Annotated in this window: 14 protein-coding genes, 1 tRNA gene and 1 rRNA gene; 4 read left to right on the top strand and 12 right to left on the bottom strand. The window is 71.4% G+C overall.

The genetic code is table 11. The features are described from left to right. Positions 1 to 89: 89 nt before the first annotated feature. Genes ACZ7L1_RS35990 through ACZ7L1_RS35980 form a run of 3 tightly spaced genes read left to right on the top strand, consistent with a single transcriptional unit; the run spans position 90 to position 6,731 of the window. On the top strand, positions 90 to 5,069 hold the full coding sequence (locus tag ACZ7L1_RS35990; RefSeq protein ID WP_471443477.1) for a DEAD/DEAH box helicase: 4,980 nt from the start codon (positions 90 to 92) through the stop codon (positions 5,067 to 5,069). A gap of 24 nt (positions 5,070 to 5,093) precedes the next feature. Continuing rightward, positions 5,094 to 5,936: an Fpg/Nei family DNA glycosylase gene (locus tag ACZ7L1_RS35985; protein ID WP_471443475.1), complete on the top strand. Its 843-nt coding sequence runs from the start codon at positions 5,094 to 5,096 to the stop codon at positions 5,934 to 5,936. A 33-nt stretch (positions 5,937 to 5,969) separates the two neighbouring features. Continuing rightward, positions 5,970 to 6,731, top strand: a complete 762-nt coding sequence (locus tag ACZ7L1_RS35980; protein ID WP_471443473.1) for an SDR family NAD(P)-dependent oxidoreductase — start codon at positions 5,970 to 5,972, stop codon at positions 6,729 to 6,731. Between the two features lie 576 nt (positions 6,732 to 7,307). Here the strand turns inward: ACZ7L1_RS35980 and ACZ7L1_RS35975 are convergent. From ACZ7L1_RS35975 to ACZ7L1_RS35935, 9 genes are all read right to left on the bottom strand, one after another. Further along, on the bottom strand, positions 7,308 to 7,778 hold the full coding sequence (locus tag ACZ7L1_RS35975) for a Dps family protein (RefSeq protein WP_471443471.1): 471 nt from the start codon (positions 7,776 to 7,778) through the stop codon (positions 7,308 to 7,310). A gap of 201 nt (positions 7,779 to 7,979) precedes the next feature. Next, the gene (locus ACZ7L1_RS35970; RefSeq protein WP_103845022.1) at positions 7,980 to 8,357 is read right to left on the bottom strand and encodes a helix-turn-helix domain-containing protein; all 378 of its coding nucleotides are present in this window, start codon (positions 8,355 to 8,357) and stop codon (positions 7,980 to 7,982) included. Positions 8,358 to 8,466: 109 nt separating this feature from the next. Next, on the bottom strand, positions 8,467 to 9,012 hold the full coding sequence (locus ACZ7L1_RS35965) for a CinA family protein (RefSeq protein ID WP_471443468.1): 546 nt from the start codon (positions 9,010 to 9,012) through the stop codon (positions 8,467 to 8,469). Then, the gene (gene pgsA / locus ACZ7L1_RS35960; protein ID WP_471443466.1) at positions 9,009 to 9,845 is read right to left on the bottom strand and encodes a CDP-diacylglycerol--glycerol-3-phosphate 3-phosphatidyltransferase; all 837 of its coding nucleotides are present in this window, start codon (positions 9,843 to 9,845) and stop codon (positions 9,009 to 9,011) included. The genes ACZ7L1_RS35965 and pgsA overlap by 4 nt, the downstream gene beginning before the upstream one ends. Beyond that, positions 9,842 to 11,323: a 30S ribosomal protein S12 methylthiotransferase RimO gene (rimO, locus tag ACZ7L1_RS35955; RefSeq protein ID WP_471443464.1), complete on the bottom strand. Its 1,482-nt coding sequence runs from the start codon at positions 11,321 to 11,323 to the stop codon at positions 9,842 to 9,844. The genes pgsA and rimO overlap by 4 nt, the downstream gene beginning before the upstream one ends. A 107-nt stretch (positions 11,324 to 11,430) precedes the next feature. Further along, positions 11,431 to 12,300 carry a helix-turn-helix domain-containing protein gene (locus ACZ7L1_RS35950; protein ID WP_471443462.1) on the bottom strand — a complete coding sequence of 290 codons (870 nt, stop codon included), beginning with the start codon at positions 12,298 to 12,300 and terminating at the stop codon, positions 11,431 to 11,433. 289 nt (positions 12,301 to 12,589) lie between these two features. Further along, entirely contained in the window at positions 12,590 to 15,280 is a 2,691-nt protein-coding gene (locus tag ACZ7L1_RS35945) for a DNA translocase FtsK (RefSeq protein ID WP_471443460.1), read from the bottom strand. A 138-nt stretch (positions 15,281 to 15,418) separates the two neighbouring features. Further along, on the bottom strand, positions 15,419 to 16,099 hold the full coding sequence (locus tag ACZ7L1_RS35940) for a response regulator (protein WP_263232409.1): 681 nt from the start codon (positions 16,097 to 16,099) through the stop codon (positions 15,419 to 15,421). A 286-nt stretch (positions 16,100 to 16,385) separates the two neighbouring features. Beyond that, on the bottom strand, positions 16,386 to 21,845 hold the full coding sequence (locus ACZ7L1_RS35935) for a HAMP domain-containing protein (RefSeq protein WP_471443458.1): 5,460 nt from the start codon (positions 21,843 to 21,845) through the stop codon (positions 16,386 to 16,388). 376 nt (positions 21,846 to 22,221) lie between these two features. On the opposite strand from ACZ7L1_RS35935, the gene ACZ7L1_RS35930 reads away from it, so the two are divergent. Further along, a complete protein-coding gene (locus ACZ7L1_RS35930) occupies positions 22,222 to 24,969 on the top strand; it encodes a SpoIIE family protein phosphatase (RefSeq protein WP_471443456.1) in 2,748 nt (915 codons plus the stop codon). 53 nt (positions 24,970 to 25,022) lie between these two features. Here ACZ7L1_RS35930 and ACZ7L1_RS35925 read toward each other — a convergent pair. From ACZ7L1_RS35925 to rrf, 3 genes are all read right to left on the bottom strand, one after another. Then, positions 25,023 to 25,095, bottom strand: a tRNA-Thr gene (locus tag ACZ7L1_RS35925). Positions 25,096 to 25,182: 87 nt separating this feature from the next. After that, a complete protein-coding gene (locus ACZ7L1_RS35920) occupies positions 25,183 to 25,845 on the bottom strand; it encodes a DegT/DnrJ/EryC1/StrS family aminotransferase (RefSeq protein ID WP_471443505.1) in 663 nt (220 codons plus the stop codon). Positions 25,846 to 25,957: 112 nt separating this feature from the next. Then, positions 25,958 to 26,045, bottom strand: a 5S ribosomal RNA gene (rrf, locus tag ACZ7L1_RS35915); the annotation flags it as partial.

The raw sequence follows: 26,045 nt of genomic DNA, 5'->3' as shown, positions 1-26,045 counted from the left end.
CGATCGCCGCCCTGCCTCGGTCGGGTCGCCTTGCCGTACGTCTCCGCAGGTCACGGGGCATTGTCAGTGGGCGGGTGCAGGATGGACGCATGGTCAGCTCCGCACACCGAGCCCTCGACGGCTTCTCACCCGCGACCCGCGCCTGGTTCACGGGGGCGTTCTCCGCGCCCACCGCGGCCCAGGCCGGGGCGTGGCGTGCCATCGCCGCGGGCTCCGACGTGCTCGTGGTGGCCCCGACCGGCTCCGGCAAGACGCTGGCCGCCTTCCTCGCCGCACTGGACCGGTTGGCGTCCGCCCCGCCACCCGCCGACCACAGGAAGCGCTGCCGGGTGCTGTACGTGTCCCCGCTGAAGGCCCTCGCGGTCGACGTGGAGCGGAACCTGCGCAGTCCGCTCACCGGCATCCGCCAGGAGTCGGTCCGGCTCGGCCTGACCGAGCCGGAGGTGAAGGTGGGCATCCGCTCCGGCGACACCCCGGCCGCCGAGCGCCGCGCCCTGGCCACGCGTCCGCCGGACATCCTGATCACCACTCCGGAGTCGCTGTTCCTGATGCTGACGTCGTCCACGCGCGACGCGCTGACGGGCGTGGAGACGGTCATCCTGGACGAGGTGCACGCCGTCGCGGGCACCAAACGGGGCGCGCACCTGGCGCTCTCCCTGGAGCGGCTCGACGAGCTGCTGCCGAAGCCCGCGCGCCGCATCGGCCTGTCCGCCACCGTGCGCCCGGTGGACGAGGTGGCCCGCTTCCTCTCCCCGCGCCGCAGGGTGGAGATCGTCCAGCCCGAGTCGGGAAAGGAGTTCGACCTCTCGGTCGTCGTGCCTGTCGAGGACCTCGGCGAGCTGGGCGGCTCCCCGGTCTCCGACGGCACCGAGGGCGCGGAGCGTCCGTCCATCTGGCCGCATGTCGAGGAGCGCATCGCCGACCTGGTCCAGGCGCACCGCTCCACGATCGTGTTCGCCAACTCCCGCCGCCTCGCGGAGCGGCTGTGCAACAGGCTGAACGAGATCGCCTACGAGAGGGCGACGGGCGAGACGCTTCAGGAGCACCACGCGCCCGCCCAGCTGATGGGGGGCTCCGGCGCGGCACAAGGGGCACCCCCGGTCCTCGCCCGCGCCCACCACGGGTCGGTCTCCAAGGAGCAGCGCGCGCTCGTCGAGGAGGATCTGAAGGCGGGCCGGCTGCCGGCGGTGGTCGCCACCTCGAGCCTCGAGCTGGGCATCGACATGGGCGCGGTGGACCTCGTCGTCCAGGTCGAGTCGCCGCCGTCCGTGGCGTCCGGGCTGCAGCGGGTGGGCCGGGCGGGACACCAGGTCGGCGCGGTCTCCACCGGCGTGGTCTTCCCCAAGTACCGCGGCGACCTCGTACAGGCCGCCGTGGTCACCGAGCGGATGCGCACGGGCGCGATCGAGTCGCTGAAGGTTCCTGCGAACCCGCTGGACGTGCTCGCGCAGCAGATCGTCGCGATGACGGCGCTCGACACCTGGCAGTTCGACGACCTCCTCGCGGTGGTGCGCCGGGCTGCGCCGTTCGCCTCGCTGCCGGAGTCGGCGTTCACGGCGGTACTGGACATGCTCGCGGGCCGCTACCCCTCCGACGCCTTCGCGGAGCTGCGGCCGCGCGTGGTGTGGGATCGCGTCGCGGGCACGATCACCGGTCGCCCGGGCGCCCAGCGACTCGCCGTCACCTCCGGGGGCACCATCCCGGACCGCGGGCTGTTCGGGGTGTTCCTCGCCGGTGCCGATCCCAAGAAGGGCGGCGGCCGGGTCGGCGAGCTGGACGAGGAGATGGTCTACGAGTCCCGGATCGGGGACGTGTTCACCCTCGGCACCAGCTCCTGGCGCATCGAGGACATCACCCGCGACCGCGTCCTGGTGTCCCCCGCGCCCGGCGTCCCCGGCAGGCTGCCGTTCTGGAAGGGCGACCAGCTGGGCCGCCCGCTGGAACTGGGGCGCGCGGTGGGCGCGTTCCTGCGCGAGGTGGGCTCGACGCCCAAGGAGGACGCGCGGCTGAGGCTGCTGGCGGCGGGCCTGGACGCCTGGGCCGCGGACAACGTGCTGTCGTACCTGGACGAACAGCGCGAGGCCTGCGGCCACGTCCCCGACGACCGCACGATCGTCGTCGAGCGGTTCCGTGACGAACTGGGCGACTGGCGGGTCGTGGTGCATTCGCCCTTCGGCGCCCAGGTGCACGCCCCGTGGGCGCTCGCGCTGGGCGCCCGCCTGTCCGAGCGCTACGGCATGGACGCCCAGGTCATGCACGCCGACGACGGCATCGTGCTGCGCCTGCCGGACGCCGACCTGATGGGCCTGGATCTGCTGGACCAGGAACCGATGAGGGCCGGCACCCCCTTCCACACGGCGGACGACGCCGAGCAGGCGCCCGTCGGCGCGGCCGACGTCGCCTTCGACAAGGGCGAGGTCGACCAGATCGTCACCGACCAGGTCGGCGGCTCGGCGCTGTTCGCGTCCCGGTTCCGCGAGTGCGCGGCCCGCGCGCTGCTGCTGCCGCGCCGCAACCCGGGCCGGCGCACCCCCTTGTGGCAGCAGCGCCAGCGCGCGGCCCAACTGCTGCAGGTGGCGAGCGAGTTCGGCTCGTTCCCGATCGTCCTGGAGGCGGTACGCGAGTGCCTGCAGGACGTCTTCGACGTCCCGGGCCTGATCGAGCTGATGGGCGACCTCGAGTCCCGCAAGGTGAGGCTCGTCGAGGTGACCACCCCCGAGCCGTCGCCGTTCGCCCGCTCGCTGCTGTTCGGGTACGTCGCCCAGTTCCTCTACGAGGGGGACTCTCCCCTCGCCGAGCGGCGCGCCGCGGCACTGTCGCTGGACTCCCGGCTCCTGGCGGAGCTGCTGGGCCAGGCAGAGCTGCGGGAGCTGCTCGACGCGGAGGTCCTGACCGAGCTGGAGCGGGAGCTGCAGTGGCTCACCGAGGACCGGCGCGTCAAGGACGTCGAAGGGGTCGCGGACGTGCTGCGGGTGCTGGGGCCGCTCACTGACGCCGACTTGGTGGCGCGGGGTGCCGACCCGCAGTGGGCCCGTGAGCTGGCGGCGGCCCGCCGCGCGATCAAGGTCCGGATCGCGGGCGCCGACCACTGGGCGGCGGTGGAGGACGCGGGCCGGCTCCGCGACGCGCTCGGCACGGCGCTGCCCGTCGGCGTCCCGGAGGCGTTCACCGAACCGGTCAAGGACCCGCTCGGCGACCTCCTCGCCCGCTACGCGCGCACCCACGGTCCCTTCACATCGGCGACGGCGGCCACGCGGTTCGGGCTCGGGGTCGCGGTCACCGAGGGCGCGCTGCAACGGCTGGCGGCGTCCGGGCGGATCGTCCAGGGCGAGTTCCATCCGGCGGGCATCGGCCAGGAGTGGTGCGACGCGGCGGTACTGCGCAGGTTGCGGCGCCGTTCGCTGGCGGCGCTGCGGCACGAGCTGGAGCCGGTGCCGGCGCCGGCCCTGGCGCAGTTCCTGCCGCAGTGGCAGCACGTCGGCAGTGGGCACGGACTGCGGGGCGTGGACGGACTGGTACGCGCCATCGAGCAGTTGCAGGGCGCGTCCGTGCCCGCGTCCGCCCTCGAGAAGCTCGTCCTGCCGTCCCGCGTCGCGAACTACACATCCGCGATGCTGGACGAACTCACGGCCGCCGGCGAGGTGGTGTGGGCGGGCGCGGGCGCGCTGCCCGGCAAGGACGGCTGGATCTCCCTCTACCTGGCGGACGCCGCCCCCCTGCTGTTGCCCGCCCCGCACCCCCTGGAGCTGACCGCCCTGCACCAGTCGATCCTGGACGCCCTCTCGGGCGGCTACGGACTGTTCTTCCGGCAGATCGCCGACCAGGTCCGCGCCACCACCCACCCGGACGTCACCGAGCCCCAGCTGGCCGACGCGATCTGGGACCTGGCGTGGTCCGGGCGGCTCACGAACGACACGCTGGCGCCGATGCGGTCCCTGCTCGGCTCGGGCCGCACCGCGGGAGCCACCGCCCACCGCGCCAAGCGCGCCGTCCCGCGCGGGCGCTACGGCTCACTGACGGCCGCCGCCCGGCCCCAGTCCCGTACGGGTCCACCGACCGTCGCGGGCCGTTGGTCCCTGCTGCCCGCACACGAGGCCGACCCCACGGTCCGCGCCCACGCCCTGGCCCGGACGCTGCTCGACCGGCACGGCGTGGTGACCCGGGGGGCGGTGGCCGCGGAGGGGGTGGAGGGCGGCTTCTCGGCCGTGTACCGGGTCCTGTCCGCCTTCGAGGAGAGCGGTCAGGCACGGCGCGGTTATGTCGTCGAGGGGCTGGGCGCGGCACAGTTCGCGATGGACGGCGCGGTGGACCGGCTGCGCGCGGTGGCGAACGCCCGCGAGCGGGGCGAACCGCTGCCGGGCGCCGGAGCGGGACCCGGCGCGGGGAACGGTTCGGCCGGAGCTTCCGCAGACCCGTTCGCCTCCGACGCAGGCCCGGGCAGCCTATCCGGCACAGGCCCGGGCAGCCTGGGCAGCGACGGCCCCGAAGACCCGTTCGACATCGACTTCGCCGACGCCTTCGACATGGGCCCGGCCACCCAGGATCCGATGTCCGCCCCGGGCTTCGGGGGCCCCCGCTCGGGGTCCGGCTTCTCCGCCGGGGTTCCCGCCACCCGCTCCCCCTACGGGCAGCACGGACGAGGGGGCCTCCCGCCGAACCGCACGCGCACCTCCGCACCGGCCCGGGCCGTGGTCCTGGCCGCCGCCGACCCCGCGAACGCGTACGGCGCGGCGCTCCCCTGGCCGGAGCCGCCCACGGGTGCGGGGCACAAGCCGGGGCGGAAGGCGGGTTCGCTGGTGGTCCTGGTCGACGGCGAGCTGACGCTCTACGTGGAGCGGGGCGGCAAGACCGTGCTGGCCTGGCCCTTGGCCCCGGAGGCCGGGCCGACCGAGGACGAGCGTCTGCGCATGGCCGCCGAGGCCCTGGGGACGGCCGCCAGGGCGGGTTCCCTCGGCACCGTGACGGTGGAACGGATCAACGGAGCCTCGGCCCTGTCGTCCCCCTTCGGGGTCCTCCTGGAAGGAGCGGGCTTCATAGCGACCCCGCGGGGACTGCGGATCCGTGCCTGAGCCGCGACGTGCCACTCTTGACCCATGCCCGAAGGTGACACCGTCCACCAGGCCGCGAAGCGTCTGCACGGCGCACTCGCGGGGAAGGTGCTGACGCGTTCCGACCTGCGGGTGCCCAGGTACGCGACGGCCGATCTCACCGGCCGTACAGTCCTGGACGTCACCCCGCGCGGCAAGCACCTGCTGACCCGTATCGAGGGCGGGCTCACGCTGCACTCGCACCTGATGATGGACGGGGCGTGGAAGGTGTTCGCGGCGGGGCAGCGCTGGAGCGGCGGTCCCTCCCACCAGATCCGGGCGATCCTCGGCACCGTCGACCGCACGGCGGTCGGCTACCGCCTGCCCGTCCTGGAACTGCTGCGCACCGCCGACGAGCGCCGCGCCGTGGGGCACCTCGGCCCGGACCTCCTCGGCCCCGACTGGGACCCCGGCACGGCGCTGGAGAACCTGCTGCGCGACCCCGGCCGCCCCCTCGGCGAGGCCCTGCTCGACCAGCGCAACCTCGCCGGCATCGGCAATGTCTACAAGAGCGAGCTGTGCTTCCTGCTGCGGGTGACCCCCTGGCTGCCCGTCGGCGAGTTCCCGGCCGAGCACGCGGCCCGCCTGCCCACCCTCGCCAAGAAGCTGCTGGAGGCGAACCGCGACCGCCCGGCCCGCAACACCACCGGACGGCGCGACCAGAACCTCTTCGTCTACGGTCGTGCGCCCCGCCCCTGCCTGCGCTGCGGCACCCCGGTCCAGGTGGCGGAGCAGGGCGACGGCTCCCGGGAGCGGCCCACCTACTGGTGCCCGGCCTGCCAGTGGGGCCCGGCTCCGGCCCCGGGCGCGGCGGGCCGCCTCCACAGCCGCCTGCGCCCAGGCAATTGACGGTCCATCAGATTCGCTCGTAGCGTCGGTGTCATGCCCGTCACGGCGTACGACCTCAGTGAACGCACCGTCTTCGTCACCGGCGCCGCGAGCGGCATCGGCCGGGCCTCGGCCGTGCTGCTCGCCGAGGCAGGCGCGACCGTCCACTGCGCCGACCGCGACGCGCCGGGACTCCGCGAGACGGCGGCCCTGATCGAGGACCGGGGCGGCACGGCGCACACCCACCACCTCGACGTGACCGACCGGGCCCGGCTCAGGCAGGCGGTCGCGTCCTGTGAGCGCCTCGACGCGTTGGCGGCCGTCGCCGGGATCATGCACAGCAGCCCGGTCCTCCAGACGCGGGACGAGGATCTGGACCGGGTACTGGCCGTCAACTTCAAGGGGGTCCTGCACGCCTGCCAGGAGGCGGCGCGCCGGATGATCGCCGACGGGACCCGCGCCAGCATCGTCACGATGGCGTCGAGCGCCGTCGACACCGGCGGCCCGGCGCTGTTCTGCTACGGCGCGGCGAAGGCGGCCGTGGTGCAGCTGACGAAGACCCTGGCGACCGAGGTCGGGCCGCACGGCATAGGGGTCAACGCGGTGGCGCCGGGCTGGACCCGTACGCCGATGACCGACCGGCACGGGGAGGCGCAGGAACGCACGGAGGCGTTCATGGCGCGGCTGTCACCGCTGGGCCCGACCGGCGAACCGCAGGACGTCGCGCACGCGGCGCTGTACCTGGCCTGCGACGCCTCGTCCTTCGTCACGGGGCAGATCCTCCGCCCGAACGGCGGCGTGGCGATGCCCTGGTGACAGCCACAGCGACAGGGGCCGCCGCACCGACAGGGCCCGGGGGCAGGCGCGGCCGGGCCGGTCACGAGCCGCCCCCAGGAGTTCCCTGAACACTCCCGGACGCCGTCGTACCGGCCCCGCGCACTCCCCCTGCACCCACCCCCTCACCCTGGTTGCGCGCCCCTCCCGCGCCCCCTCACGGCCTGCCACCGCCGCAGGGTCCGAGCCCGCTGATCCGACCCGGCCGCCCCCACGGCCCTGGCCTTCGGCACACAGTGCACCGGCAACAGACTCAGTCCCCATCCCCCGATGGCGACCGCACCTTCCAGCACCCCTGCGTCGGGTGCCAGCACGAGTCGGAGCACCCCCCACCACCACAGCGCACCCAGCGCCAGCGCAACCCCCCAGCGCGCCGTGCGCCCCGCCATGGCCGTCACCTCCAACCCGAGGAACCAGACCCTAGACCGGGCCGTCACCGCCAGGGAGGGCGCACCAGCGGCACACAGGCGCACCGGACCCAGCGCATGCCCCGGGCATCTGGCGCACGCGGCGCACCCCGCGCACACCCCAGTCGGGCCGCCCCGGGTCGCTGTGCGCTCACGCGTTCTCCGCCTGGAACATCCAGTGGTGCTTCTCCAGCTCCGCGGTGACGTTGATGAAGATGTCCTGGCTCACCGGGTCGGCGTCGGCGGTCGTCTGCACCCGTTCGCGCATCCGTGTGATGACCGCGCCGAGGGCGGACACGAGGGTTCCCACCGCGTCCGTGTCCTTGACCCAGCCCTGGGGCACGGAGCCGATGCCACTGCTCTGGGCCACCGTCGCGGCGCGCCCGTCCGGCGGGACGCCGAGCGCGGAGGCCCGTTCGGCCACGGTGTCGGAGTGCCTCCGTGCGGTGTCGACGACCTCGTCGAGCTGGAGGTGGATGGAACGGAAGCGCGGCCCGATGATGTTCCAGTGGATCTGCTTCGCCACGAGGGAGAGGTCCAGCAGGTCGACCAGGGCGCCCTGCAGGGCCTCGGAGACGGTCTTCAGGTCCGTGTCGGGCAGCGGGCTCTTCACGACGTACATCGGCATCCTCCGAGAGCGTTCGTACGACCCCGAGCCCCCGCCCCTCCACCATGACGGCCCCACCCGAACCCGGCAAACGGGAGTCACGCCGGCGCCGGGAGCGCGCGAGAGCCCCGACCGTGCCCCTCCAGGTCTCCCCGGAGAAGCCCCGGCCGGGGCTCTCGTACAGCTTGCCGCCTCACCCGCTCCCGCGCGTGAGGATCAGGCGGCCACCACGTCCACTGCCTCGGCGGGCGCCTTGATCGTGACCCGTTCCGGTGGGACACCGGTGACGGACACGGAGTTGAGCATCGGGCGACGCACCGGTGCGGGCACCGGCTCGGTGGCCGCCGCCGACTGTGCCAGCTCGGCGAGCGCGAGCTCGTCGCTCACTTCCCGCATGAGCTCGGACATCCGTACGTCCAGCGCGTCGCAGATCGCGGAGAGCAGTTCGGAGGACGCCTCCTTCTGCCCCCGCTCCACCTCGGAGAGATAGCCGAGCGAGACTCGGGCGGTCGAGGAGACTTCGCGCAGAGTACGGCCCTGGCGCTGGCGCTGCCGACGCAGCACGTCACCCAGCAGGCGACGGAGCAGAATCATCGGTGGCTCCCTCCTCGGACCGCGTAGCCGCATCCTTCTCGCCCCACCGTACCGCCTTGCGCCGCGGCCGTGCGGGGAGCGCTGTTGTGTTCACTGAAAGCTGCAAACATCAAGTCCCCCCGTTCTGTTCCGTATCCTGTGCCCGCTCGTTCCCGGTCTGTTCGCCCGCAAGCTGCTCCAGGAGCAGTGCGAGCACGCTCCGTACACTCTCCATACGGATTTCCGCACGGTCGCCGTTCAACCGCAGGGAGGCCACTTTCTCGCCACCGAGTTCGTCGGAAACCTCTTCGAAGGGTCCGGCGACGGCCACGAAGACCGTGCCGACAGGCTGTCCGTCCTGTGGGTCGGGGCCGGCCACTCCGGTCGTGGCGAGTCCCCAGTCGGCGCCGAGCGCCTTGCGCACGCCGACCGCCATCTGCCCCGCGACCTGCGGGTCCACCGCACCGCGGGTATCCAACAGGGTACCGTCCACACCGAGCAGGTCCCGCTTGAGATCGGTGGCGTACGCGGTCACGGAGCCGCGGAAGACCGCGGAGGCCCCGGGCACCGCCGTGAGCTCCGCGGCCACCAGGCCACCGGTCAGCGACTCGGCGACGGCGAGGGTCTCGCCTCTCACCGTGAGTAGTCGCAGCAGCTCGGCAGCCATGGAATTCACCGTTCCGCCTCCTCGGCCGTGGCCCGGCGCTCGGCGATACCGCGCCTGCGCAGCACAATGGCCTGTCTCACATAGTCGAGCCCGGTGACCACGGTCAGCACGATGGCCACGGCCATCACCCAGAACCTCAGTGTCGCCAGCCACCCGGTGAGCGCCAGCACATACATGCCGACCGCCACGCCCTGCGTCAGCGTCTTCAGCTTGCCGCCCCGGCTCGCCGGGATCACCCCGTAGCGGATGACCAGGAAGCGCAGCAGGGTGATACCGAGCTCCCGGCCGAGTATGACGGCCGTCACCCACCACGGCAGATCGCCGAGCCAGGACAGACAGATCAGCGCCGCACCCATGATCGCCTTGTCGGCGATGGGGTCGGCGATCTTCCCGAAGTCGGTGACCAGGTTGTAGGTGCGGGCCAGATGGCCGTCGAACAGGTCGGTGATCATGGCGATGGCGAAGGCCGCCCAGGCGAGCGAGCGCCATGCCGGGTCGTACCCGCCGTCGGCCAGCATGAGGGCGACGAAGCCCGGGACGAGGAGCAGGCGGAGCATCGTCAGGAGGTTGGCGACGTTCCACACGCTGGCCTGGTTGACCGCGGCGGCCGTCAGCTTGCCGCCCCGCGCCGCCCGTGCGTCCTCCTGCCCGTCGGCAGGGCCGGGGCCACCGGGTGCGTCCGTGCCGTCCGGGCGGCCGACCGACTTGGCGACCGAAGCAGCGGCGGGCCCTTTGGCCGGCTTGGCCCCGGACCTGCCGGTCGCGCCCGAGGCGCCCGGCGTGGGCGTCGCGCCACGCGCACCGGAGGAGCCACCCGCCGCGGAGGCTGGGATTCCGGTCATCTGCCCGCCTCCTCAGGACACCCGAGCGCCCCCGCGAGGGGCTCTGCCACCAGATCGACACCTTCCGTACCGACCACCTTCGCCTCGACCATACGGCCGACGCTCAGGCCCTCGCCCCTCGTGAACAGCACCTGGCCGTCCGTCTCGGGCGCCTGGTGCGCGGCTCGGCCGTACGCGGCGAACTCGTCGTCGTCCTCGTCCATCGACTCCACGAGCACGTGGACGGTCTCGCCGACGCGCTCCTCGGCGCGCTGGGACACCAGTTCCTCGGCGAGCCGGGAGATGTGGGCCAGCCGCTCGGCGACGACGTCCTCGTCGAGCTTGTTGTCGTACGTGGCGGCCTCCGTGCCCTCCTCGTCGGAGTAGCCGAAGACACCGATCGCGTCCAGCCGGGCGCCGTTGAGGAAGCGCTCCAGTTCGGCCAGGTCGGCCTCGGTCTCGCCGGGGAAGCCCACGATGAAGTTGGAGCGCACGCCCGCCTCGGGCGCCTTGCCACGGATCGTGTCGAGCAGCTCCAGGAAACGGTCGGTGTCACCGAAGCGCCGCATGGCGCGCAGCACGCCGGGCGCGGAGTGCTGGAAGGACAGGTCGAAGTAGGGCGCGACCTTCGGCGTGGAGGTCAGCACGTCGATGAGGCCCGGGCGCATCTCGGCGGGCTGGAGGTAGCTGACGCGGACCCGCTCGATGCCGTCCACCTCGGCCAGCTCCGGCAGCAGGGACTCCAGGAGGCGGATGTCGCCCAGGTCCTTGCCGTAGGAGGTGTTGTTCTCGGAGACCAGCATGATCTCCTTCACGCCCTGTTCCGCCAGCCAGCGGGTCTCGTTCAGCACGTCGCTCGGGCGGCGTGAGATGAAGGAGCCCCGGAAGGAGGGAATGGCGCAGAAGGAGCAGCGCCGGTCGCAGCCGGAGGCCAGCTTGACCGAGGCCACCGGGGAGCCGTCGAGGCGGCGGCGCAGGGGCGCGCGCGGGCCGGAGGCGGGCGCGACGCCCTCCGGAAGGTCGGCCGGGCCGTGGCCGGGCAGCGCCACCGCGGCGGCCGATTCCTGCCGCTCGGCCGGGCTGATCGGGAGCAGCTTGCGGCGGTCGCGCGGGGTGTGGGAGGCGTGGATGCCGCCGGACAGGATGGTCTGCAGGCGGTCGGAGATGTCCGCGTAGTCGTCGAAGCCGAGCACGCCGTCGGCCTCCGGGAGGGCCTCGGCCAGCTCCTTGCCGTACCGCTCGGCCATGCAGCCGACCGCCACCACGGCCCGGGTTCTGCCGTGGCCCTTGAGGTCGTTCGCCTCCAGGAGGGCGTCCACGGAGTCCTTCTTGGCGGCCTCGACGAAGCCGCACGTGTTCACCACGGCGACGTCAGCGTCCTCGGCGTCCTCCACGAGCTGCCAGCCGTCCGCCTCCAAACGGCCTGCGAGCTCCTCCGAGTCCACCTCGTTACGGGCGCAGCCAAGGGTGACGAGTGCGACGGTACGGCGTTCAGGCATGGGCTCAAGACTACTTCGTCCCACTGACAGCCCACGTCGACGGGGTTGGCCGATCTTGGCCAACCCCGTGTGTCCCTGCCCCTTGAGTACCGCCGAGTGCCGCTCGGTCAGCCGGTGACGGGGTCGCCCTTGGTGTAGGTCAGGCGCTCGACCTGGCCGGGCCGGAAGTCGTCCTGGATCTTCTTGCCGTTGACGTAGAGCTGGATGGCACCCGCATCGCCGAGGACGAGGTCGATCTTCTCCTTGTCCTGGAAGGTCTGCGAGTCGCCCTTCTTGAGCAGCCCGTCGAAGAGGGTGCGGCCGTTGTGGTCCTTGGCGGAGATCCAACTGCGGCCGTCGGTGGCGCTCACCTGGACCGTCACCTTGTCCCGGGGCGCGGCCGCGATGGCGCTCTCGGACGGCTCGGGCCTCTGTTCGGCAGGCTTGCTGCTCTTGGGCGTGGGCGAGGCGGACTTTCCGGTGGTCGCCGCGGGGCCCTTGGCGACCGGTGTGTCGGCGGTGTCCGAACTGCCGGTCCCCTTGATCAGGGTGAACCCGACGAAACCGATCACCACGACTATGGCGGCGACCATGGCCGCGGTCCAGTTCGGCGCCCGCCGGTCGGGCCGGATGCGCTCCGCCTCGAAGAGCGGGGCCGCCGGGGTCGGGGCCGGCCGTGCGCCGTGCTCGGCGGCGTACTGATCCAGCAGCGGCGCCGGGTCGAGGTGCACTGCGCGCGCGAGCGTGCGGATGTGACCGCGGGCGTAGACGTCGCCGCCGCAGGGGGCGAAGTTGTCCTCTTCGATCGCGTGCACGATGGCGACACGGACCCGGGTGGCGTTGCTGACGTCGTCGACGGTCAGCCCGGCCGTGATCCGCGCCTGTCGCAGGGCCCGGCCGATCGAGGGGCGATCCGACGCGGAGGCGTCGTCACGGCCGTCTTCGAACGGACGAGCGTCCTCAGGGGAGTTGCCGTCAGGGGAGTTGCCGATGGACACGGGGACGCCTTTCGAGCGTGTAGCCACCTGTGCTGGAAGTTCAGTCTAGGAGGGGTGCGAAAGGGTGGGGCAACCGGGCGGTAGGACTTTGTACGCCATCAGAATGGCCGGTCATCCTGATGCCGGGAGAGTGGTCTGTCCTCTCTCCAACTTGACGTCCGATGGCGGGAAACGGTTGCTCACGGAACACTTACGAGTGGGTCACGGCCGAGCGTCCGAGCGCCCCGCCGGGCGCACTCGGACCCGCTCGGCCGGCCCTCCCGAGAGCGGCCCGGGACCGTCCGGATCCCTACGGTTGAGCCTCCCCACGGATCAGGGCGAGCACGCCGTCCAACTCGTCCGGTTTCACGAGAACGTCACGTGCCTTGGACCCCTCGCTGGGACCGACGATGTTCCGCGACTCCATGAGGTCCATCAGCCGCCCGGCCTTGGCGAAGCCGACGCGGAGCTTCCGCTGGAGCATCGAGGTGGATCCGAACTGGGTGGAGACGACCAGCTCGGCGGCCTGGCACAGCAGGTCGAGGTCGTCGCCGATGTCCTCGTCGATCTCCTTCTTCTGCTTGCCGCCGACCACGACGTCGTCCCGGAAGACGGGCGTCATCTGCTCCTTGCAGTGCCGGACGACGGCCGCGACCTCCTCCTCGGTCACGAACGCGCCCTGCATGCGCACCGGTTTGTTCGCGCCCATCGGCAGGAACAGCCCGTCGCCCTTGCCGATCAGCTTCTCGGCGCCGGGCTGGTCGAGGATGACGCGCGAGTCGGCCAGGGAGGAGGTGGCGAAGGCGAGCCGGGAGGGGACGTTCGCCTTGATCAGGCCGGTGACGACGTCCACGGACGGCCGCTGCGTGGCGAGCACCAGGTGGATGCCGGCGGCGCGCGCGAGCTGCGTGATGCGCACGATCGCGTCCTCGACGTCCCGGGGCGCGACCATCATCAGGTCGGCCAGCTCGTCGACGATCACCAGCAGGTACGGGTAGGGCTGCAGCTCGCGTTCGCTGCCCTCCTGCGGCTTCACCTTGCCGTGCCGAACGGCCTCGTTGAAGTCGTCGATGTGCCGGAAGCCGTACGCCGCCAGGTCGTCGTAGCGCAGGTCCATCTCGCGTACGACCCACTGGAGCGCCTCGGCGGCCCGCTTCGGGTTGGTGATGATGGGCGTGATCAGGTGCGGGATGCCCTCGTACGCGGTCAGCTCGACCCGCTTGGGGTCGACGAGGACCATGCGCACGTCCTCCGGGGTCGCGCGCATCATGACCGAGGTGATCAGACAGTTGATGCAGGAGGACTTGCCGGAGCCGGTGGCGCCGGCGACCAGCAGGTGCGGCATCTTGGCCAGGCTGTGCATGACGTAGCCGCCCTCGACGTCCTTGCCGAAGGCGACCAGCATCGGGTCGTCGTCCTCGGCGGACTCGGCGAGGCGGAGGACGTCCCCGAGGTTGACCATCTCCCGGTCGGTGTTCGGGATCTCGATGCCGACCGCGGACTTGCCGGGGATCGGGCTGATGATCCGCACGTCGGGGCTGGCGACGGCGTACGCGATGTTCTTGGTCAGCGCGGTGATCCGCTCCACCTTGACGGCGGGGCCGAGCTCGACCTCGTACCGGGTGACCGTCGGGCCGCGGGTGAAGCCGGTGACGCGGGCGTCGACCTTGAACTCGGTGAAGACGTTGGTGAGTGCGTCGACGACGGCGTCGTTGGCGGCGCTGCGTGCCTTGCCGGGGCCGCCCCGGTGGAGCAGGTCCAGGGAGGGCAGGGCGTAGGTGATGTCGCCGGACAACTGCAGCTGCTCGGCCCGCGGCGGCAGCTCGCGGGGCTCCTTGGGGGCCTTCTTCGTCAGGTCGGGCACCGCGGCCTGGGATGCGGGCTCCTCCGGTTGGGGGCGCGCGGTCGGCACGGGCGTGGGCGTGGTCGGCTCCCGGTCTGTGACGCTCACGCCCTGGGTGAGGTCGGCGACGACCGGGGACGGCGGCATGCCGTGCAGGACGGCGCCGTCCAGGGCCGCGGCAGCGGCCGCCGCGACGTCCACGGCGTCCATCTCCCTGCCCATGGCCGGCTGCTGCACGGCGGGGCGCCGCGGACGGCCGCGTCGCCGGGAGAGCGCCTCCTGCTCGACTCCGTCCGGGTCGTAGGCGTCGGGGGCGGGGCCACGGCGCCGGGTGCGGGGCAGCGCCTCGCGCCACTGCTCGTCGTAGCGTTCGTCGTCCTCGCTCAGGTGCTCCTGGTCCTGCGGGTCGTGCAGGAGCCCGAGTTTGATGCCGACGTGGCGCAGCCGTCGCGGGATGGCGGTGACGGGGGTGGCGGTGACGACGAGCAGGCCGAAGAACGTGAGCAGGACGAGCAGCGCCACGGCGAGGGCGTCGCCCATGGTGTACGTCAACGGGGTGGCCGCCGCCCAGCCGATGAGCCCACCGGCGTCCCTTATCGCCTGCATGCCGTCGCCGCGCGCGGGGGCGCCGCAGGCGATGTGCACCTGGCCGAGCACGCCGAGGACGAGCGCGGACAGGCCGATGACGATGCGGCCGTTGGCCTCCGGGCGCTCCGGGTGGAGGATCAGGCGCACGGCGATCACGCCGAGCAGCAGCGGCACCAGCAGGTCGAGGCGGCCGAAGGCGCCGGTCACCAGCATCTCGACGAGGTCGCCGACGGGACCGCGGAGATTGGCCCAGGTGCCGGCGGCGACGATCAACGACAGCGCGAGCAACAGGAGCGCGAGACCGTCCTTGCGGTGCGCCGGGTCGAGCCCCTTCGCGCCCCGCCCCAGCCCGCGGAACAGGGCTCCGACGGCGTGCGCGGCGCCGAGCCACAGCGCGCGTACGAGTCTGTACACGCCGGCGGTCGGGTTGGGCGCCGGTGCGGGGACGGGCTTCTTCGCCGCTGCCTTCTTGGCGACGGCTTTCTTGGCGGGGGCCTTCTTCGCCGGAGCCTTCCTGGGAGCGGCCGCCTTCTTCGCGGGCGACTTCTTGGCTGCGGGACGTGGGGCCATGGGTGTGAGATTACCGGTGGAAAGGGCAGGGAACACACGTCCCTGCGGCTTCACCCGTTCGTGTCGCCTCAAGAGATGCGCGAAGTTGACGTCGCCTCAACCGGGCGTTCACGGCGCCGCGCCGGTCCCCGCCCAGCGTCAGTTCTGCGAAGGCACCGACGGCGCCCCGCTGCCCGTCCCCGGCTCCAACGCGTCCAGCGCCCTGCGCAGGCCCGTGAGTTTGCGCTCGAGGTGGGCCGCCGTCGCCACCGCGGCGGCGTCCGCGGACTCGTCGTCCAGCTGCTTGGACAGCGCCTCCGCCTGCTCCTCCACCGCCGCGAGCCGCGCAGAGAGCTCGGCGAGGATGCCCGCCGGCTCCTTGCTGTCGCCGCCACCGGACTTGCCGCCCTCCAGCTGGAGCCGAAGCAGGGCCGCCTGCTCCCGCAGTTGGCAGTTCTTCATGTACAGCTCGACGAAAACGGAGACCTTCGCCCGCAGCACCCACGGGTCGAACGGCTTGGAGATGTAGTCCACCGCACCCGCCGCGTACCCCCGGAAGGTGTGGTGCGGGCCGTGGTTGATGGCGGTCAGGAAGATGATGGGGATGTCCCGGGTCCGCTCGCGCCGCTTGATGTGCGCGGCGGTCTCGAAACCGTCCATGCCCGGCATCTGGACGTCCAGCAGAATGACCGCGAAGTCGTCCGTCAGCAGCGCCTTGAGCGCTTCCTCCCCGGACGATGCCCTGACCAGCGTCTGATCGAGCGCAGAGAGAATGGCCTCCAGCGCCAGCAGATTCTCCGGCCGGTCATCGACCAGGAGGATCTTGGCCTTCTGCACCATGGCCCGCCCTCCTCGCCCCGGCTTGGGGCCTCCCCTGTCCGCAGGACTCGGGATGACACCGCCCGGCGCCGCCCCAGGGGACGACTCCCTTGCGCCGCCCGTCCTTGTGCCGGTCATCGTAGCCGCACCCCGCCCGTCGCCACACCCTGTCACCGCGATGTCACTGTGCACATAGCAGAAACGCGGCAGGGAACCAGAAGGTTCCCCGCACACCGCACTTCTACACGGCTGTCGCCGCCCTCACCCGGCAACTCCGCGTGAACGGCAGGGCTTCTCCGCCATCCCTTCACTCCGCGCGCATCCACTGCTCCATCACCGAAAGAAGATGATCGGGATCGACCGGCTTGGTCACATAGTCGGAAGCGCCCGACTCGATGGCCTTCTCCCGGTCCCCCTTCATCGCCTTCGCCGTCAGCGCGATGATCGGCAGCCCCGCGAACTGCGGCATCCGCCGGATCGCGGTGGTCGTGGCGTACCCGTCCATCTCCGGCATCATGATGTCCATCAGGACGACCGCGACGTCGTCGTGCTGTTCCAGGACCTCGATGCCCTCCCGGCCGTTCTCGGCGTACAGCACCGACAGACCGTGCTGCTCCAGGACGCTGGTCAGCGCGAAGACGTTGCGGATGTCGTCGTCGACGATCAGCACCTTCTCGCCGTCGAACCGCACGCCCTGCCGCGGCAGCACGCCTCCCTGAGGCTCACCGCCGGCCTGTTCCTGGCCCGCTCCGCCGCGACCCGCGGTCACGGCCCTGCGGCGGCGCCGGAAGAGCGCCGCGGGACCGTTCTGGGTCTCCTGGTAGGACTTCACCTCGGCCGGGGTCTCGATGTCCGGCGCGGACAGCTCGGCCTCGGAGGCCAGCAGCTCACCGGCCTCCAGGGCGGGCGCGAGCTGAGGGTAGCCGTGCGGCGGCAGTTCGCTCGGGTGCAGCGGCAGGTACAGGGTGAACGTGGAGCCGCGGCCGGGCTCGCTCTGCGCGTGGATCTCACCGCCGAGCAGCCGGGCGATCTCCCGCGAGATGGACAGCCCGAGACCCGTACCGCCGTACTTGCGGCTGGTGGTGCCGTCGGCCTGCTTGAACGCCTCGAAGATCACCCGCATCTTGCTCGCCGGGATGCCGATGCCGGTGTCGGCCACCGAGAACGCGATCATCTCCGCGTCCGCGTCCCGCAGCGAGCCCGCCTCCAGGAGCTGCTCCCGGATGGCCACCGGGACGTCGCCGCCCGCCGGCCGGATGACCAGCTCCACGGCCCCGGTGTCGGTGAACTTCACCGCGTTGGACAGCAGGTTGCGCAGCACCTGCAGCAGCCGCTGCTCGTCGGTGTGCAGCGTGGCGGGCAGCTCCGGCGACACCCGCACCGAGAAGTCGAGGCCCTTCTCCGCGGTCAGTGGCCGGAAGGTGGCCTCCACGTAGTCCACCAGCTGGACGAGCGCGATCCGCGTCGGGGAGACGTCCATCTTGCCCGCCTCGACCTTCGACAGGTCCAGGATGTCGTTGATCAGCTGCAGCAGGTCCGAGCCGGCTCCGTGGATGGTCTCGGCGAACTCCACCTGCTTCGGCGAGAGGTTGCCCTCGGCGTTGTCGGCCAGCAGCTTGGCCAGGATCAGCAGCGAGTTCAGCGGCGTGCGCAGCTCGTGCGACATGTTGGCCAGGAACTCGCTCTTGTAACGCATGGACACCGCGAGCTGCTCGGCACGCTCCTCCAGGACCTGCCGCGCCTCCTCGATCTCGGTGTTCTTGACCTCGATGTCGCGGTTCTGCTGGGCCAGCAGCTCGGCCTTCTCCTCCAGTTCGGCGTTGGACGCCTGGAGGGCCTTCTGCCGCTGCTCCAACTCCTCCGACCGCAGCCTCAGTTGCTCGGTCAGTTCCTGCGACTGCTTCAGCAGCACCTCCGTCTTGGTGTTGACGGAGATGGTGTTGACGCTGGTCGCGATCATCTCGGCGATCTGGTTGAGGAAGTCCTTCTGGATCTGCGTGAACGGCGTGAAGGACGCCAGCTCGATGACGCCGAGCACCTTCCCCTCGAAGAGCACCGGAATGACGACCACCTGGGCGGGCGGCGCCTCCCCGAGCCCGGAGGAGATCTTCAGATAGCCGCTGGGCGCGTTCTCCACCAGGATCGTGCGCTTCTCCATGGCCGCCGTCCCGATCAACGCCTCACCCGGCCGGAACGACGTCGGCATGGAGCCCATCGAGTAGCCGTACGAGCCCAGCATGCGCAGCTCGTACTGGTCGTCGTTCTCGGCGCTCACGTCCTGGCCGTCGACCAGCGGCATCGCGACGAAGAACGCGCCGTGCTGCGCGGAGACCACCGGCGTCAGCTCGCTCATGATCAGGGAGGCCACGTCCTCCAGGTCACGGCGGCCCTGCATCAGCGCGGAGATACGGGCCAGGTTGCCCTTGAGCCAGTCCTGCTCCTTGTTCGCGATCGTGGTGTCGCGCAGGTTGGCGATCATCTTGTTGATGTAGTCCTGAAGCTCCTGGATCTCCCCGGAGGCGTCCACGTCGATCTTCAGGTTGAGGTCGCCGCGCGTCACCGCGGTCGCCACGCGCGCGATGGCGCGCACCTGCCGGGTCAGGTTCCCGGCCATCTCGTTCACGGACTCCGTGAGATCCCGCCAGGTGCCGTCGACGTCCCGCACGCGTGCCTGACCGCCGAGCTGACCCTCCGTGCCCACCTCGCGGGCCACGCGCGTGACCTCCTCCGCGAAGGAGGACAGCTGGTCGACCATCGTGTTGATGGTGGTCTTCAGCTCCAGGATCTCACCGCGCGCGTCGATGTCGATCTTCTTGGTCAGGTCGCCCTTGGCGATCGCCGTGGTCACCATGGCGATGTTGCGCACCTGACCGGTCAGGTTCGACGCCATCTGGTTCACGGACTCGGTGAGGTCCTTCCACGTGCCGGCCACGCCCGGAACGTAGGCCTGGCCGCCCAGGATGCCGTCCGTGCCCACCTCACGGGCCACCTTGGTGACCTGGTCGGCGAACGAACTCAGCGTCTTCACCATCGTGTTGAAGGTGTCCGCGAGCTGCGCGACCTCACCGCGCGCCTCGATCGTCACCGTCCGCGTCAGGTCACCGTTGGCGACCGCCGCCGCCACCTGGGAGATGTTCCGCACCTGCATGGTCAGGTTGTTGGCCATGAGGTTGACGTTGTCGCTGAGGTCCTTCCAGATGCCCGTGACCCCCGGGACGTGCGCCTGACCGCCCAGGATGCCCTCGGTGCCCACCTCGCGGGCCACCCTCGTCACCTGCTCGGCGAACGACGACAGCTGGTCCACCATCGTGTTGACGGTGGTGACCAGTTCGAGGATCTCGCCCTTGGCGTCCACGGTGATCTTCTTGGACAGGTCGCCCTTGGCGACCGCGGTCGTGACCTCGGCGATGTTGCGCACCTGCATGGTCAGGTTGTTCGCCATGCCGTTCACGGACTGCGTGAGGTCCTTCCAGGTGCCGGAGACGCCCTGCACCTCGGCCTGACCGCCCAGGATGCCCTCCGTACCGACCTCACGGGCCACCCGCGTGACCTCCTGGGCGAACGACGACAGCTGGTCCACCATCGTGTTCAGCGTGTTCTTCAGCTCCAGGATCTCCCCGCGCGCGTCCACGGTGATCTTCTGGGACAGGTCACCGCGCGCCACGGCGGTCGCGACCTGCGCGATGTTGCGCACCTGCGCGGTCAGGTTGCCCGCCATGCCGTTCACGGAGTCCGTCAGGTCACGCCACACGCCGGCCACGCCCGGCACCTGCGCCTGACCGCCCAGCCGGCCCTCCGTGCCCACCTCGCGGGCCACCCGCGTCACCTGCTCGGCGAAGGCGGAGAGCTGGTCGACCATCGTGTTGATGGTGTTCTTCAGCTCCAGGATCTCCCCGCGCGCGTCGACGTCGATCTTCTGCGACAGATCACCGCGCGCCACGGCCGTCGTCACCTGCGCGATGTTGCGCACCTGACCGGTCAGGTTGGACGCCATCGAGTTGACGGAGTCCGTGAGCTCCTTCCACGTGCCCGACACGCCGTCCACGCGGGCCTGGCCGCCCAGGCGGCCCTCCGTACCCACGTCCCGCGCCATCCGTGTGACCTGGTCGGCGAACGACGACAGCTGGTCCACCATCGTGTTCACGGTGTTCTTCAGCTGGAGCATCTCACCCGAGACGTCCACGGTGACCTTCTGCGACAGGTCGCCGTTGGCCACCGCCGTCGTCACCTGCGCGATGTTGCGGACCTGACCGGTGAGGTTGCGGAAAGCGGTGTTGACGGAGTCCGTCAGATCCTTCCACGTACCGGCCGCGCCCGGCACCTGCGCCTGACCGCCCAGCTCACCCTCGACGCCGATCTCCCGCGCCACGCGCGTGACCTCGGCACCGAACGCCGACAGCTGGTCGACCATGCCGTTGACGGTGTTCTTCAGCTCGAGCATCTCGCCGGCCACGTCGACCGTGACCTTCTGCGACATGTCGCCGTTGGCCACCGCCGTCGTCACCGCGGCGATGTCCCGCACCTGGGTGGTCAGATTCCGGAAGACCGTGTTCACCGAATCGGTGAGGTCCTTCCACGTTCCCGCCGCACCCGGCACGTTCGCCTGACCGCCGAGCTGCCCCTCGGCGCCCACCTCGTTGGCCACGCGCGTGACCTCGTCCGCGAAGATCCGCAGCGTCTCGGTCATCTGGTTGATCGTCTCGGCGAGGCGCGCGACCTCGCCGCGCGCCGGCACGGTGACCTTCTGCGACAGGTCGCCGTTGGCGACGGCCGTGGTGACCTGCGCGATCCCGCGCACCTGGGCCGTCAGGTTGCCGGCCATCACGTTCACCGAGTCGGTGAGGTCCTTCCACACCCCGGCGACGCCCGGCACCTGCGCCTGGCCGCCCAGGATGCCCTCCGTGCCCACCTCGCGGGCAACCCGCGTCACCTCGGACGAGAAGGCGGACAGCTGCTCCACCATCGTGTTGACGGTGTTCTTCAGCTCCAGCATCTCGCCGGCGACATGTACCGTGACCTTGCGGGACAGATCACCCTTCGCGACCGCCGTCGTCACCAGCGCGATGTCGCGCACCTGCGCGGTCAGCCGGTACGCCATCGTGTTGACCGACTCCGTCAGGTCCTTCCACGAACCGGACATGCCACGCAACCGGGCCTGCCCGCCCAGCTTGCCCTCGGTGCCCACCTCGATCGCGACCCGCGTGACCTCGTCGGTGAACGTCGACAGCTGGTCGACCAGATTGTTGACCGTACGGGCGACCTTCAGGAACTCGCCGCGCAGCGCATGCCCCGTCCCCTCCGGACCCGGCGTCCGCAACTCCATGCGCGGCGACAGATCGCCCTCGGCCACCGCGGACAGCACCCGGCTGACCTCGGAGACCGGCCGGACGAGATCGTCCACGAGCGCGTTGGACGCCTCGATCGCCGACGCCCAGGAACCCTCACAGGCACCCGTCTCCAGCCGCTCCGTGAGCTTGCCCTCACGGCCGACCACACGCCGCACCCGCGCCAGCTCGCCGGTCAGGTGCATGTTCCGGTCGGCCACCTCGTTGAAGACGGCCGCGATCTCGGACATGACCCCGTCACCGGAGACGGTCAGCCGCTTACGGAAGTTGCCGTCCCTCATCGACACCAGGGCCGCCAGCAGCCGGTTCAGGGCCGCCGTGTCCACCGCGGTGGTTCCGCCCCGCCCCGCGCGCTGGTTGCCCAGGGACTGTCCGCCTTTCGCGCGCGTCTTCGTGCCACGCGTCGCTGCGCCAGACTCCACTGTGTCCCTCCCGCGGGGATCGACCATCACTGCTGTGCTCAGGGGTACTGCTCGACATAACGGTTACCGATGCGTAGTCCTGCCCGATCCAGCCAGGCACACGCGCGTGCTCCTGCCCGGCGTGGCAGAAGACACTCGGCCCGCCGAACCTTCTTCTAGAAGCTTGCCCAGTGTTTCACCATGCCGGAACCAGGCCATAACAGTTCGGCAGCTTCGCACACGCTCCGCACACTCTCCGGACGTAAACACCGGCGACCGGCATCCGCATGGACGGCGAAGGTAAGTAACCTTGCATGCGGCTGTCCAGCCGCAGCGGTCGACCGGCCTGGGCGGTGGCACGAGCACGAGCGGGCAGGCATCGGAGGGGCGCCGCACCATGACCACCGGACTGCATCCCGGGGGACCACCCCAGGATCCCCGGCAGAGTGAGGACGAGCCACTGCCTCGGCAGGAGGGGGTCGGCCCGGGAGCCCTGCACGTCGAGAACCGGACGAGGAGTTCTGTGATCACCGCGCGCGCGGCCGCCAGCTTCGAGCCCGTAGGACGATCGGTCGCGAGCGCCCGGTCCTTCGTCCGCGACACCCTCCAGGGCTGGGGTTTCGCCGACATCGTCGACGACGCCGTGGTCCTCACCAGCGAGCTGGTCACCAACGCCGTCGTGCACGCGGGCACCGCCGCGGACGTCCTGTGTCTGCGCAGCGACGACGGCGTGCGCATCGAGGTCGCCGACCGGTATCCGGAGCGCGAGATCCCGCTGCAGTCGACCGCCGTCGACATGGGCAGCCCGGACCGGGAGGGCGGCCGGGGCCTGCAGCTCTGCGCCGCCCTGGCCGGCCGCTGGGGCGTGGACTACACACCCACGCACAAGCAGGTCTGGTTCCAGCTCGACCTGCCCGAGCGCCCGGTCGGCACGCGGGCGGCGGGCCCCGCCCTCCCCGCCGACCTGCTGCCGCTCGCCGACGGCCGGGTGCGCGTCGCCGTCGTCCAGATCGACCGCTCCGGCTGCATCACCGCCTGGAACGAGGACGCGGAGGAACTGTTCGGCTACGCCGGGGAGCAGGTCACCGGCAAGCCCCTCACCGACCTCGCGGCCTGGCCGCACACCCCGGGAACCGGCACGGGCATCGCCGAGGCCCTCCAGCTCTCCCGCTGGGAGGGCAGCTACGGCATCCGCGGCGCCGACGGCCGTGTCATCCCCGTCTACGCCTCCCACCTGCGCGTCCGCGACACGGCGGGCGAGCCGTCCACGGTCTGCCTGCTGGTGCGCGACCACGAGCGGGCCGTCCTGCAGACCCCGCTGCGGGGCCCGGCCCCCGACACGACCACGACCGCGGACGGCCAGACCGCGGACCCCTTCGAGGTCTTCATCGGCTCCCCCGCCCCCGACGACCTCGACGGCCTGCTGCAACGCACGGTGGAACGCGCCCGCGACATGCTCGACGGCGACGCGGCCTTCCTGCTGCTGGCCACCGACGACGAGACCGAGCTGGAGGTACGGGCCTCCACTGGCCTGCCCTCCGCCCGCCAGCGCTTCGCCCGCGTCCCCGTCGAGGCCGGCCCCGGCCGCTACGGCTCGGCCCGCATGCCGGCCGTCCACGAGGACCTCACGGCCGTACCGGGCGCGGTCCCGCTGCTGAACGGCACCGGTATGCGCTCGGTGGTGACGGTCCCGCTGAAGGTCGAGGGGCGCCTCACCGGCTCCCTCGGCGTGGCGGCCGAGGCACCCTCCCGGTACTCCAACGAGGAGGCGCTACGCCTGCAGTTCGCGGCCGACCGCATCGCCCTCGCCGTGGAATCGGCCCGACTGGGCGAGCTGGAACGCCTGCGCCGCGGCTCCCTGAGCTTCCTCGTGGAGGCCTCCGACCTCCTCGCGGGCACCCTGGACCGCGACCAGACGCTGGCGCTGATGGCCCAGATGACGATCCCGACCCTGGCCACCTGGTGCGCGGTCTACACGATCGCCGACCAGGCCTCCGAGCCGTACCTGTCGTACGTCCTGCACGAGGACGAGGACCGCATCGACGGCCTCAAGGCCCTCCTGTCCAAGATCCCGCCTCCGGAGCCGATCCCCACACCGGGCGCCCGCATCTGGACGGCCCCCGGGGAGGCGGCCCACCAGGCCGCCCTGCGCACCTCCATGCGCAGCCTCGGCCTCGGCGAGCCCGCGACGGTCAGCTCCGGCATCGGCACCACGCTGGCGACGGCCTCGACGGTGGGCGGCGAAACGGTCGTACTGCCGCTGGTGGCCCGCAACCGCGTCATCGGCATGCTGACGCTGGGCAAGCCGACGGACGAACACTTCCGGCAGGAGATCCTGGAACTGGCCGAGGACTTGAGCCGCCGGGCGGCACTCGCCCTGGACAACGCCCGGCTGTACTCGGAGCGCACGGCCATCAGCCAGTCCCTCCAGCGCAGCCTGCTCCCGCCGGGACTCCCGCCCATCGACGGCGTCGAGGTCGAGGTCATCTACCGCGCGGCCGGCGAGGGCAACGAGGTCGGCGGCGACTTCTACGACCTCTTCCCGATCCGCGACGGCGCATACGGTTTCGCCATCGGCGACGTGTGCGGTACGGGACCGGAGGCCGCCGCGGTCACGGGCCTGGCCCGCCATGCGCTGCGTCTGCTGGCCCGCGAGGGCTTCGGCGGCCCCGCTGTCCTCGAACGCCTGAACTCCGCGATTCTCGACGAGGGCGCCCGCAGCCGCTTTCTGACGCTCCTCTACGGCGAGTTGTGGCCGCAGGAGGACGGCAGTGCGGTCCTGAAGGTGGTGTGCGCCGGCCATCCGCTGCCGCTCCGGCTGCGCCAGGACGGCACGGTGGAACCGGCGGCCGAACCGCAGCCGCTCCTCGGCGTCATGGAGGACCTGGAGCTGTACGAGCAGACGGTGACGCTCGACCCGGGCGACGTCCTGCTGTGTGTCACCGACGGCGTCACGGAACGCCGCGAGGGCCGACGCATGCTGGGCGACGACGGTCTCGCGGACGTGCTGACGACCTGCACGGGTCTTACAGCGGGCGCGGTGGCGGCCCGCATCATGCGCGCGGTGGAACGCTTCGCTTCCGACGCCCCGTCGGACGACATGGCGATTCTGGCGATGCGCGTCCCGGACCTTCCCAAGGAGTGAGGGTCTGGGCATGAGAAAAAGGCCCCGCCCTGCTGGGCGAGGCCTTTTCTCGGAGCCCCCAAACGGAATCGAACCGTTGACCTTCTCCTTACCATGGAGACGCTCTGCCGACTGAGCTATAGGGGCTTGTCGCGCTTTTTGAGGTTTCCCTCGCGGCAACGGGATAGATCATACCCCGAACTGACGTGTGCTCCCAACCATCGGTGCACCGGCTCAGAAAGCGGGTTGCAGCAGTCCGCCCAGGGCATTGCACGCGGACACGATCCTGTTCATCTCACGCTTGGTCAGGGACGCGTCCACCGGTAGCGAGAGCGTCTCGTCGGCGGCCCGCTCGGTCTCCGGCAGATACACGTCGCGCCGGAACGCCGGCATACGGTGCACGGGCGTCTTCACCGGAACCCGGCACTCAACTCCCTTGGCCCGCACGGCTCGTGCGAAGGCGTCCCGGTCGGGCCGCCCGTTGCCCGGCACCCGCACGACGTACTGCTGATAGGTGTGCCCGCCGCCGTCCTCGGGCGTTCGCACGCCCCGCAGCCGCTTGTCGAGGTACGCCGCACGCTCCCGCCGCTGCGCCACCTCGGCGTACGGCGTCTCTGACTCGCCCTGTTCCAGCACCAGCAGGCCGTGCCGCTGCCCGACCTCGTGGAGCGCGCCGACATCGGCCGGCCGCCCGAAGCGGTGCACGACGACGACCGCGACGGTCTGGGAGCTCACGACGGCCTCCACGGCCGCCGGATCCAGGCAGTACGTCGCAGAGTCTATGTCCGCGAAGACCGGCGTCGCACCCGCCGAGGCCACGGCCTCGGCCACCTCGATGTTGCCGAACGCCGGCACGATGACCTCGTCACCGCGGCCGACACCTGCGGCCGTGAGCATTCCAGCAGTACCCATGGCTGGGATGGTGGTCCGGCAACGTGAACGCGGAGTGACGCACAACGCAAAAGAGCGGGTCCCTGAACCGAAGTTCGGGGACCCGCTCTGAAGAATTGTTCGGCGGTGTCCTACTCTCCCACAGGGTCCCCCCTGCAGTACCATCGGCGCTGTAAGGCTTAGCTTCCGGGTTCGGAATGTAACCG

This window comes from Streptomyces sp. NPDC107546 (assembly GCF_055639175.1).
Note: the sequence above shows the minus strand (reverse complement) of the source record. Positions and strands in the feature narration are given on the sequence as shown.